The organism is Winogradskyella sp. PC-19 (genome assembly GCF_002163855.1).
GTDB lineage: Bacteria > Bacteroidota > Bacteroidia > Flavobacteriales > Flavobacteriaceae > Winogradskyella.
This window is the reverse complement of the sequence record NZ_CP019332.1, coordinates 2,572,206-2,584,274: the sequence shown is the minus strand read 5'-3', so window position 1 is coordinate 2,584,274 and position 12,069 is coordinate 2,572,206. Positions and strand designations below refer to the sequence as shown.

At 32.7% G+C, this 12,069-nt stretch carries 9 protein-coding genes; 7 read left to right on the top strand and 2 right to left on the bottom strand.

Annotation, left to right across the window (positions count from 1 at the left end; translation table 11 throughout):
* The first annotated feature begins 125 nt into the window (after positions 1-125).
* From purH to rodA, 6 genes are all read left to right on the top strand, one after another.
* The gene (purH, locus tag BTO05_RS11875; RefSeq protein ID WP_087492877.1) at positions 126-1,655 is read left to right on the top strand and encodes a bifunctional phosphoribosylaminoimidazolecarboxamide formyltransferase/IMP cyclohydrolase; all 1,530 of its coding nucleotides are present in this window, start codon (positions 126-128) and stop codon (positions 1,653-1,655) included.
* 170 nt (positions 1,656-1,825) lie between these two features.
* Positions 1,826-2,854, top strand: coding sequence for a rod shape-determining protein (locus tag BTO05_RS11870; RefSeq protein WP_087492876.1), 1,029 nt, complete (start codon positions 1,826-1,828; stop codon positions 2,852-2,854).
* Positions 2,855-2,863: 9 nt separating this feature from the next.
* On the top strand, positions 2,864-3,685 hold the full coding sequence (gene mreC, locus BTO05_RS11865; RefSeq protein ID WP_087492875.1) for a rod shape-determining protein MreC: 822 nt from the start codon (positions 2,864-2,866) through the stop codon (positions 3,683-3,685).
* A gap of 76 nt (positions 3,686-3,761) precedes the next feature.
* Positions 3,762-4,181 (top strand): rod shape-determining protein MreD, encoded by a 420-nt coding sequence (locus BTO05_RS11860; RefSeq protein ID WP_317041899.1) that lies wholly within the window; start codon positions 3,762-3,764, stop codon positions 4,179-4,181.
* Positions 4,178-6,109 (top strand): penicillin-binding protein 2, encoded by a 1,932-nt coding sequence (mrdA, locus tag BTO05_RS11855; protein WP_087492873.1) that lies wholly within the window; start codon positions 4,178-4,180, stop codon positions 6,107-6,109. The genes BTO05_RS11860 and mrdA overlap by 4 nt, the downstream gene beginning before the upstream one ends.
* Positions 6,106-7,386, top strand: a complete 1,281-nt coding sequence (rodA, locus tag BTO05_RS11850; protein ID WP_087492872.1) for a rod shape-determining protein RodA — start codon at positions 6,106-6,108, stop codon at positions 7,384-7,386. Before mrdA ends, rodA begins: the two co-directional genes overlap by 4 nt.
* A 54-nt stretch (positions 7,387-7,440) precedes the next feature.
* Here rodA and BTO05_RS11845 read toward each other — a convergent pair whose 3' ends face one another.
* Positions 7,441-10,071: a valine--tRNA ligase gene (locus tag BTO05_RS11845; protein ID WP_087492871.1), complete on the bottom strand. Its 2,631-nt coding sequence runs from the start codon at positions 10,069-10,071 to the stop codon at positions 7,441-7,443.
* A gap of 184 nt (positions 10,072-10,255) precedes the next feature.
* Here BTO05_RS11845 and BTO05_RS11840 point away from each other — a divergent pair, with 184 nt between their 5' ends.
* Positions 10,256-10,684: a DUF1573 domain-containing protein gene (locus tag BTO05_RS11840; RefSeq protein ID WP_087492870.1), complete on the top strand. Its 429-nt coding sequence runs from the start codon at positions 10,256-10,258 to the stop codon at positions 10,682-10,684.
* A 16-nt stretch (positions 10,685-10,700) separates the two neighbouring features.
* Here the strand turns inward: BTO05_RS11840 and BTO05_RS11835 are convergent, their stop codons facing one another.
* Positions 10,701-12,068, bottom strand: a complete 1,368-nt coding sequence (locus BTO05_RS11835; RefSeq protein WP_087492869.1) for an aspartyl protease family protein — start codon at positions 12,066-12,068, stop codon at positions 10,701-10,703.
* Position 12,069: the final 1 nt, after the last annotated feature.

The window sequence follows — 12,069 nt, the reverse complement described above, 5'->3', positions numbered from 1 at the left end:
AATATAATCATAAGACGTTGTCAACAATTTTATGTTACAAAAAACTGAAACAAAGTAGTTTTTTTGGTCTTCTTTTTTTGGAGTTATGAGTATTTTTATGCTTTCAAAATTTACAACACAACATAATGAGCAACAAAACCATTTCATCGGCACTAATTTCGGTATTTAGTAAGGATGGACTAGAACCAATCGTAAAAAAACTTAATGACCTTGGCGTAACAATTTACTCGACAGGAGGAACAGAGAAATTCATTAAAGACCTAGGTATTAATGTCGTACCTGTCGAAGATGTTACATCTTACCCTTCAATACTTGGAGGACGTGTAAAGACATTACACCCAAAAGTGTTTGGAGGTATCTTAAACCGTCAAAATCATGAAGGTGATGTTTCTGAACTAAAAGAATTTGAAATCCCACAAATAGACTTAGTCATTGTAGATTTATATCCGTTTGAAAAAACAGTAGCCTCTGGAGCTAGCAACCAAGATATCATTGAAAAAATTGATATAGGTGGTATTTCTTTAATTAGAGCTGCTGCAAAAAATTATGCAGATGTAACTTGTGTTTCTTCTGTTGATGATTATTCTGAATTTTTAGATCTTTTAAATTCTAAGAATGGTGAAACCTCTGAAGATGACAGAAAGCGTTTTGCTGCAAAAGCGTTTAATGTTTCATCACATTATGATTCGGCAATTTTTAACTATTTCAATAAAAATCATGAGATAGCATCTTTAAAGGTTTCTGAAACAAACGGTAAAGTTTTACGTTACGGAGAAAACCCTCACCAGAAAGGATTTTTCTTTGGAGATTTTGATGCGATGTTTACAAAATTACATGGAAAAGATTTAAGTTACAATAATCTTTTAGATGTAGACGCTGCCGTAAATTTAATTTTTGAATTTAAGGGAGAAGCACCAACATTTGCTATCTTAAAACATAATAATGCGTGTGGTTTTGCGCAACGCAGTTCTGTTTATCAAGCTTATGTAGATGCATTAGCTGGTGACCCAGTTTCTGCTTTTGGTGGCATATTAATTTCTAATACCGAAATTGACGCAGCTACTGCTGAAGAAATACACAAACTATTCTGCGAAGTGGTTATTGCGCCTTCATTTAGTGATGATGCGTTAGCTATTTTAAAAGGAAAGAAAAATAAAATTCTTTTAATTCTAAATGATGTTGAGTTACCAAAAACTACTGTAAGAACTTGCTTAAATGGAGCTTTAGTTCAAGAAAGAGATGCTAAAACTGATTGTCCAGAAGATTTAAAATCGGTAACTAAAACTACACCAACTTTAGCACAAATTGAAGATTTAATTTTTGCTTCAAAAATATGTAAGCATACCAAATCTAATACTATAGTTTTGGTAAAAGGTAAACAATTGTGCGCCAGCGGAACTGGACAAACAAGTCGTGTCGATGCGCTTAATCAAGCGATTCATAAAGCACAGTCTTTCAATTTTGACTTAAAAGGCGCTGTAATGGCGAGTGATGCATTTTTTCCTTTCCCTGATTGTGTAGAAATTGCAGATAATGCAGGTATTGTTTCAGTAATTCAACCTGGAGGTTCGATAAAAGATGAATTAAGTATTAATTATTGCGATGCTAATGATGTATCAATGGTATTCACAGGAACACGCCATTTTAAACACTAGATTTCTTTTCATAGCAGAAATCTTTTTGTCAAAATTTTAATGTTTTTAAACGATTATAAAAAAAAGCTCGCAATAAACGTCCATAAAGCATTAAATACCGTATAATTTATTACATTTACGTACAGCCAATAATTTAAGAGAATACACACCCCAAAATACTAGAATAACGCATGGGATTTTTTGACTTCCTAACAGAAGAAATAGCTATTGATTTAGGTACCGCAAACACATTAATTATTCACAATGACAAAGTCGTTGTCGACAGCCCATCGATTGTTGCCAGAGACAGAATTTCAGGAAAAATAATTGCTGTTGGTAAAGAAGCCAACATGATGCAAGGTAAGACACACGAGAATATAAAAACAATTCGTCCATTAAAAGACGGTGTAATTGCAGATTTTGATGCGTCAGAGCAAATGATAAATTTATTTATCAAAAACATCCCTGCTTTAAAGAAAAAATTATTCAACCCTTCTTTACGCATGGTTGTCTGTATTCCCTCTGGAATTACTGAAGTAGAAATGCGAGCAGTAAAGGAATCTTGTGAACGCGTTAATGGCAAGGAAGTTTATTTGATCCATGAACCAATGGCTGCAGCTATTGGTATTGGCGTAGACATCATGCAACCAAAAGGTAACATGATTGTAGATATTGGTGGAGGCACAACAGAGATTGCCGTTATTGCCTTAGGTGGTATTGTATGTGACAAATCTGTTAAGGTTGCTGGTGATGTATTTACAAATGATATCATTTATTACATGCGTACACAACACAATCTTTACGTTGGTGACCGTACAGCCGAAAAAATTAAAATACAAATTGGTGCTGCTACTGAAGATTTAGATTTGCCACCAGAAGATATGAGCGTTCAAGGACGAGATTTATTAACTGGTAAACCGAAACAGGTTCAAATCTCATATCGAGAAATTGCAAAAGCACTAGACAAATCTATCTTAAGAGTAGAGGATTCTGTTATGGAAACTTTATCTCAGACGCCTCCAGAATTAGCAGCAGATATTTACAATACAGGAATTTATTTAGCCGGTGGTGGCTCGATGCTTAGAGGTCTAGACAAACGTTTGTCTCAAAAAACAGATTTACCTGTTTATATTGCAGAAGACCCATTAAGAGCAGTTGTTCGTGGTACTGGAATTACTCTGAAAAATCTAGCTAAATACAAAAGCGTATTGATTAAATAAAGCTAAATAATGCAACAAATTTTCAATTTTGTAATTAGAAACAAAACATTTCTATTGTTTTTATTACTCTTTGGTATTGCATTATCCCTTACAATTCAATCACACTCTTACCATAAAAGTCAATTTATAAACTCTGCTAATAGCCTAACTGGTGGCGTATATGGTACAGTAAATAGCATAGGACAGTACTTTGATTTAAAAGAGCAAAATTCAATCTTAGTTGAAGAAAACAAATTACTTCGTGAACAGCTATTAAATACTAACAAGGTTAGTCAAAATATTATAGATAATTCTAGTTTTAATGATGAACAATTTGATATAATATCTGCTGAAGTTTATAAGAATAGCTACGATTCTCCAAATAATTACTTGACCATTAATCGAGGATTACGTGACAGTATTCAGCAAGATTTTGGAGTTATTACCTCAAAAGGTATAGTTGGAATTATAGATAACACTTCGAACAAGTATTCAACTGTACTCTCTATTTTAAGTAAAAAAAGTCGTATCAATGCAAAGCTTAAATCATCCAATCAAAGTGGCTCACTGACATGGGATACAAATTCTCCTTACTTTGCGCAATTGGAAGATGTCTCTAAATTTGCAAAGCTAAACATTGGAGACACAATAGTCACTGGAGGACAATCAGCAATTTTCCCAAAAGGCATTGAAATTGGTAAGGTTGAAGAATTTACGACTGATACTGGTGGAGATACTTACACAATCCAAGTACGTCTATTTAATGATATGACAACCCTTCAGCATGTATATATTATAAAAAATAATGATATCGAGGAGTTAAAAACTCTAGAAGAACTTAATAATGAATAATAGCATAAGTTTAAATATCATAAGGTTTATAGTAATTCTTTTAGTACAAGTCACAATTTGCAATAATATTAATTTTTTGGGATACATAAATCCTTTTATTTACATCATTTTTATTTTATTATTCCCTGTAAAAAATAACCGATTATTATTTTTAATTCTTGCATTTAATCTTGGATTACTTGTAGATATGTTTTTAGATTCTGGAGGTGTTCATGCTGGTGCATCAGTGTGCTTAGCATTTGCTAGACCTGTATTTTTAAAATATGCTTTTGGGACTATGTATGACCATCAAAATCTAAAGTTTGGTCATACAGACATTGGGGCTCTTATAATGTATGTTAGCGGTTGTGTTATTTTTCACCATATAATACTTTTTTATCTCGAAATTTTTAACATTTCGCAGATAATTCTTTTATTAAAAAAGGCGTTATTCTCTGGCATATTCACCGTAAGTCTGAGTCTAATACTTATTCTATTATTCAAAACTCGTAAATGAGAAAACTGTTACTATTAACGCTAGTTGTATTTGTAGGTATCGCTTTTATTGCGCGACTATATTATCTTCAGGTTCATAGTTCAAAAAACTATAATCCCTTGGACGATACGGCTGTCAGAAAAGTATTTACATATCCTAAACGCGGTTATGTTTATGATAGAAACGGTGAACTCTTAGTAGCAAATCAACCATCTTATGATGTGATGGTTATTCCTAGAGAAGTTGAAGAATTTGATATTTCAGAATTTTGCTCTCTTCTAAAAATAACCGAAGAAAAATTTCACAAGACACTAGAGAAAGCCAAAAATTATTCTCCAAGGTTGCCTTATGTTTTTCTTTCAAATTTAGCTAAAGATGATTATGCTGTTTTACAAGAAAAAATGCGAAAGTATGATGGATTTTACATCCAAAAACGTTCTATCAGAACATATCGAAAAACTATTGGAGCTAATGTTCTTGGCGATATTGGAGAAGTAAATCAAGCCATCATAAACAAAGATGGTTATTATGGAAAAGGTGATTTAATTGGCAAACAAGGTGTTGAGAAAACTTATGAAAAAATTCTTCGAGGAATAAAAGGTACAAAGTTTATTCAAAAAGATAGATTTAATAGAGATTTAGGAGCTTTTAAAGGTGGCAAAAATGATACAATAGCGCAACCTGGAAAAGACATTACTATAACCATAGATTCAAAATTACAAGAGTATGGCGAATTATTAATGACAAACAAACGTGGTGGTATTGTAGTTATTGAACCTAGTAGTGGAGAAATATTAGCAATGGTCTCTGGACCTACATATAACCCTAACTTACTGGTCGGAAGAGAACGATCAAAAAACTTTACCAAGCTTTATAATGATAGTCTTGCACAACCTTTGTTTGATAGAGGCTTACAAGCCATGTATCCTCCTGGTTCTCCATTTAAAACTATAAATGCATTAATAGGTTTACAAGAAGGTGTTATAGACACTAATGATACATTTAGATGTAGCATGGGTTTTAACTATGGAAATAGAAAAATGGGTTGTCATGCTCACAGAAGTCCTGCAAATATGAACTTAGGCATTTATGAATCCTGTAATGCTTATTTTGCAAATGTGTATCTAAAAATCATGAATAAATATGATACTCCAGCAAAGTCAATGGATACATGGAGTAACCACGTTAAAAGTTTTGGGCTAGGCAATTACCTCGGGAATGACTTATCCGTTGGTCAACCGGGCAAAATCCCAGCAGCTATAACTTATGACAGAGCTCACGGTAAAGGCAAATGGTATCCAACTTTCACATTATCCAATGCCATTGGACAAGGAGAAGTTTTAGCCACGCCAATACAATTGGCAAATATGGCAGCTGCTATTGGTAATCGTGGCTATTATTACACACCTCATATCATTAAGAATATTGAGAATGATACAATTCCTTCAAAATACACAACACCTAATTACACCACTATTGCTAAAAAACATTTTGAACCAGTTATACAAGGTATGTTCGATGTGTATAACAAAGGAACTGCTGAAATGCTAAAAGTTAGAGGTATTGATATTTGTGGTAAAACAGGAACTGCCGAAAATTTTGCCATTATTGACAGTACCAAAACGCAACTTACCGACCACTCTATTTTTATAGCTTTTGCACCAAAAGACAATCCGAAAATTGCAATAGCTGTTTTTATCGAAAATGGTTATTTCGGAAGTCGATTTGCTGGAAAAATGGCGAGTTTAATGATTGAAAAATATCTCAAAAACGAAATAACAAGAACAGATTTAGAAAACTTTGTATTATCGCACTCATTAGAACACGAGTATAAAAAACCTTATTCTGGTGAGCCATTCAAAATCAACAGAGAGACAACTTTAGAAACTATTCCTCAAGAAGAGTTTGAAGCTTTAAAATATCTAAAAGCAAAAATAGACAGCAAATGATAAGAGAGAATCAGAGACGTTTTGGATTTGATTGGATAACAATACTTATCTACATATTACTTGTTGGTTTTGGGTATGTTAATATAATGTCAGCATCTCATACAGGTGAAATCACAAGTTATTTTGATATGGGAAATTCCTATGGAAAGCAACTTATTTTTATTGGGACATCTCTTATCATCATTTTACTCACGCTTTCAGTTGACGCCAAGTTTTATGAAAGATTTGCTAGCCTCATATACATTGGTGCCATATTAGCTCTACTAGGCTTATTTGTATTCGGAAAAGATATAAACGGTGCACGCTCATGGTATGGCATTGGCAGTATGACTATACAACCTAGTGAATTTGCTAAATTTGCAACCGCTTTAGCAGTCGCTAAATATATTAGCGATATACAAACCAATCTGAAAAACATTAGAGACCAGCTAAAAGCTGCTGCTATTATTTTTTTGCCTGCCCTATTAATTTTACTACAAAATGATGCTGGAAGCACAATAGTATATGGCGCATTTTTCTTTGTCTTTTTTAGAGAAGGTTTACAGAAAATCTATTTATTGCTAGGGTTTTCTTTAATAGTAGTGGCTGTGTTATCCTTAAAATATGGTGTAAAAATTACTGCTTTAATTTCCATAATAATACTTTTGGCAGCATATTTTTTAAATCGAAAAAAACGTATCTCAATACCTCAATCTTTAATAATTTTGGTCGCATGTACAGTATTTGCATTAGGGGTGAAACAATTTTACAATCATGTTTTAAAACCACACCAGCAAAACCGAATTAGTCTTTGGCTACGTTTAGAAAAAGACCCAGCTAAATTAGAGCTTATGAAAAAACGTGAAGCCTATAACCTAATTCAATCCGAAGAAGCAATTAGCTCCGGAAGATTTTGGGGAAAAGGCTTCATGGAAGGTACACGTACCACCGGTAAATTTGTACCAGAACAAGATACCGACTATATTTTTAGTACTGTTGGCGAAGAATGGGGCTTTTTGGGTTCTAGTATTGTTGTTATTCTTTTCGTATTTCTTATTATTAGAATCTTATACTTATCAGAACAACAAAAATCACAATTTAGCCGTGTCTATGGCTACGGAGTTGCGTCTATACTATTTGTACATTTTACAATAAATATCGGTATGGTTATGGGATTAATACCAACAGTTGGTATACCACTACCCTTTTTTAGTTACGGTGGCTCTGGGCTTTGGGGCTTTACGATTTTGCTTTTTATTTTTATTAAGCTAGATAGTAATAGGATTAATGAATGGTAAACAAAAAAGCCTCACAAATTAATGCAAGGCTTTATAATTTTCATTTAAAAAAACTTATTTTAGGCTTGACAAGCTTTTATTTATAGTTTCAATCTTAGCTAAAGCATCAGCTTCTTTTTTCTTTTCAGAAGCTACAACTTGCTCAGGTGCATTATTTACAAAACGCTCGTTAGACAATTTTTTCTGAACAGATTTTAAAAACCCCTCAGTATACTTTAATTCTTCAGTTAATTTTTCGATTTCTTCTTCTACATTTATTGCACCAGCCATTGGAATAAAATATTCGTTAGACTTAACTCTAAATGTCAATGCTCCTTCAATTGCAGTATCTACCGTTTGCAATTCGGAAATATTACCCATTTTAGCAATAACTGAATTGTAAGATGTGTCTAAATTTTCATTATTTATTACAGACAATTCTATAGCATCTTTAAAAGCGATGTTCTTTTCTTTCCTAATCGTTCTTATTCCTGATACAGCATCCTTAACCAATTCAAAATCTTCTATTATTTTAGAATCTGAAGTTTCAACTTTTGGATATTTTGAAATAATTAAAGCTTCTTCAGGTGTTCTTTCAGCCATATATTGCCAAATTTCTTCTGTTAAGAATGGCATAAATGGATGTAGCACTTTTAGATTAGCCTCAAATATTTCAATTACAGCATTAAATGTTTTAGAATCTATCGGTTGACCATACGCTGGTTTTATCATTTCTAATAACCACCCACAAAAATCGTCGTAAATTAACTTATAACTAGTCATCAACACATCTGACAAACGGTATTTGTTATAATTACCTTCCATCTCAGCTAATGCTTTTTGAAATTTAGCTTTATACCAATCTAATGCTAATTTTGATGATTCTGGCTGATTAATATCTTCAACTTCCCATCCTTTGACTAATCGGAATGCATTCCAAATTTTATTAGCAAAGGACTTACCTTGGTTACATAACTCTTCATCAAACATTAAATCATTTCCAGCTGCTGCACTTAATAGTAGTCCTACTCGCACACCATCTGCACCATAATCCTCAATCAGTTTTAATGCATCTGGAGAATTACCTAATGATTTAGACATTTTTCGTCGTTGTTTGTCTCTAACCAAACCTGTTAGGTAAACATTTTCAAAAGGTCTTTTTCCTTTAAACTCATAACCAGCAACAATCATACGTGCCACCCAAAAGAATAAAATATCTGGACCTGTTACTAAATCATTAGTTGGATAATAATAATTGATTTCTTCATTTTCAGGATTTCTGATACCGTCAAAAACACTTATCGGCCATAACCATGAACTAAACCAAGTGTCAAGAGCGTCAGAATCTTGACGTAAATCAGATGCTTGTAGATTAGAATTTGACGTTTTGGTTTTTGCTAATTGCAGAGCTTCATTAATATTTTCTGCAACTACAAAATCTTCTTTTCCATCTCCATAATAATATGCTGGGATTTGTTGTCCCCAACGTAACTGACGAGAAATATTCCAATCACGAATGTTTTCCATCCAATGACGATAGGTATTGTTGAAACGCTTTGGATGTAACTTTACATCCTCAGTTTCTAAAACAGCTTCAATAGCAGGTTGTGCTAAATCTTTCATCTTAAGAAACCATTGATCAGAAAGACGTGGTTCAATAATTGCCTTTGTACGTTCCGAAATTCCAACACGATTCGTGTGGTCTTCAATCTTAACGATAGCACCAAGTTCTTCTAGTTCTTTTACTATTTCTTTACGAACAACGAAACGATCTTTATCTTCATAATGTAATCCAAAAGAATTCAATGTTGCATCTTCATTAAAAATATCAATCACTTCGAGATTATGCTTTTCTCCTAAAACTTTATCATTCTCATCGTGAGCTGGAGTAACTTTGAGACAACCTGTTCCAAATTCAAGATCTACATATTCGTCTTCAATAATAGGAATAACACGATTATTAATAGGAACAATTGCACGTTTACCCTTTAAACCCATATGCCTTTCGTCATTTGGATTGATACAAATCGCTGTATCACCTAGTAAAGTTTCAGGACGTGTTGTAGCTATGGTTAACACATCATTAGAGTCTTCAATCTTATAATTGATGTAATAGAGTTTTCCTTGTTTTTCAATATATTCTACTTCTTCATCCGACAACGTAGTTCTTGCTTCTGGATCCCAATTTACCATGCGGTATCCGCGATAAATCATGCCTTTATTATATAAATCAACAAAAACTTTAATTACAGCTTCGGACATGTCATCATCTAAAGTAAATTTGGTTCTGTCCCAATCACAAGAACAACCCAACTTCTTCAGTTGCTCAAGAATCACACCACCATATTCTTCAGTCCAATCCCAAGCATGCTTTAAAAACTCTTCCCGAGTCAAATCGTTTTTATTAATACCTTGCTCTTTTAATTTAGCAACAACCTTAGCTTCTGTAGCAATCGAAGCATGATCTGTTCCAGGAACCCAACAAGCATTTTTTCCTAATAAACGTGCGCGACGGATTAAAACATCCTGAATCGTGTTATTAAGCATATGCCCCATGTGTAATACGCCCGTTACGTTTGGTGGCGGTATTACAATAGTATAAGGTTCTCTTTCATCTGGTGTCGAATGAAAATAATTGTTTTTCATCCAGTAGTCGTACCATTTGCTCTCAACACTTGAAGCACTATATTTTGAAGGTATTTCCATTTTTTGGTATCGTTTTTGCTAATAACCTACAAAAGTACTTATATTTCTTTTTTTGAATAGAAAATATGCAGAGAATATGCCTAAAAAGCATATTTATTGTTAAATAGTGTGTTATACAACGTATTAATTTTGATGAGAAACAAAAAGTACATAATTTTGAATTGAATAATTTAATTATAAAGTGATGAAAAAAATAATTACAATTTTATTTATTGGCGTTATGAGTTTGAGTTTAAACGCTCAAGACAAGAAGGTTGCCAAGATTGAATTTAAAACTGAAGTAATAGATTACGGAACTATAGAGAAAGGTGCTGACGGTGTACGCGTATTTGAATTTACAAATACTGGGAATGCTCCGTTAATTATATCAAACGTTAAATCTACTTGTGGATGTACGGTTCCTAAAAAACCTAAAGGACCTATTATGCCTGGTGAAACAGGAGAAATTGAAGTTAAGTATGATACTAAAAGAGTTAATCCTATTAGAAAAACCATAACAGTTATATCTAATGCCGAAACTCCTACTGTAGCATTAAAAATCAAAGGTCTTGTTGTAGATTCTAGCAAAACTAGTGTCCTAGACAAAAAAGGAAAAAGCTCTGTGGAGCAATAGAAATTTCTAAATACTATTAATTAGAGTCTTCAATTTGAAGGCTCTTTTTTTTGAACACATCATCTAGTTTAAATCTGAACGATAAAATCTTTTTATCACGGTCTACTCTTATACGTAGTACTGTACCTTTTTTATTGTAAAAAAACTCATTCACTTCTTGAAGAGTTAATTCACTTGTTGGCTTATTATTAATAGATGTAATGATATCTCCAATCATAACACCAGCCGCTTTTGCATTAGAACTTTCTCTTAATTCAACAATTTGAAATGATGGTTTTAGCACAAACCTATACGTGTCTGACAATGAAATATTGACATTACCACCTTCAACTTTCCTGCCGTAACCGTCTGTTACTACTTTTCTTTTAAGCTCCTTTATAACTCTATAGCCACGTTGCTCTAGTGTAATACCACTATTGTTATAATAAAATGGCTTATTAAAATTAGAATTCTTTTTAATCCAAATTTGCTCACCTTCATAATCAAAGAATATATTAAAACGTTTTAATATATTACCAGAAACACTTCCATTTCTTTCTTTGAAATTCCTAGCAATACTAAGATAAATGGAGTCCGGGAAAGCCACATTAACTTTCTCTAACTTGTATGATGCTAAACTAAATGATTCAACCTTTGATCTGGTACCGTAAACTGGACCACTGAGGCCTTTGCCTAAAAAATCTTCAAAATACAAGTCTTTAGAAACTTCAATATTACTTTTACTTTTTTCAAACAACCATAACGCATCACTACTACCTGTATCCATTAAAAGTTTGACAGGGATATCTTCAGCATCTAAAACAATATTACCCGCCAAATAAGGCTTTCTATTTATCACTTCTATAGGTAAACGATTCCACTTCGAAGATTTTCTTAATTTAAAAAGTTTAGGTCTATAGAGCCTAATAAATTTTGAACTATAATTTACTTCAACAATAAAATCTCTAAAAATATCATAACCAATAATACCATGAACCGGCACACCCAATCTTGGTGTGAAATTGATACTAGGATCAAAAACCATTGAAACATCTCTATTAACAGCAATAGCTTCGCCAACTTTAATTATATTACCTCTAGACCTAATTGCTTGTATTGACCCGTTACTTCCCAAACCTCTCAAATAAGCACGTTCAGTATTTTTAATCTGCAACGAATCCATATTTACGAGATTAAATAGTATTGGACGACTTACACCAGTATCTAAAACAAATGATAATTTGACACCATTAAGCTCAACTGGTAAAACAATAATATTATTAATTAATTGAAATCTAATCTTAGAACTTTTTTCTACTGGTAAGCTAAATCTATTTTGACCAATAGATTGAAGACCTACTGATAACAAAACAAATAGACAGATATATTTAATTGAAATATTCATT

Bases quoted from the DNA above. Each gene is read 5' to 3' on its own strand.
- rodA (WP_087492872.1), top strand. From the start codon at position 6,106: ATGATAAGAGAGAATCAGAGACGTTTTGGATTTGATTGGATAACAATA.
- BTO05_RS11845 (WP_087492871.1), bottom strand. From the start codon at position 10,071: ATGGAAATACCTTCAAAATATAGTGCTTCAAGTGTTGAGAGCAAATGG.
- purH (WP_087492877.1), top strand. From the start codon at position 126: ATGAGCAACAAAACCATTTCATCGGCACTAATTTCGGTATTTAGTAAG.
- BTO05_RS11840 (WP_087492870.1), top strand. From the start codon at position 10,256: ATGAAAAAAATAATTACAATTTTATTTATTGGCGTTATGAGTTTGAGT.
- mreC (WP_087492875.1), top strand. From the start codon at position 2,864: ATGCAACAAATTTTCAATTTTGTAATTAGAAACAAAACATTTCTATTG.
- BTO05_RS11835 (WP_087492869.1), bottom strand. From the start codon at position 12,068: ATGAATATTTCAATTAAATATATCTGTCTATTTGTTTTGTTATCAGTA.
- mrdA (WP_087492873.1), top strand. From the start codon at position 4,178: ATGAGAAAACTGTTACTATTAACGCTAGTTGTATTTGTAGGTATCGCT.
- BTO05_RS11870 (WP_087492876.1), top strand. From the start codon at position 1,826: ATGGGATTTTTTGACTTCCTAACAGAAGAAATAGCTATTGATTTAGGT.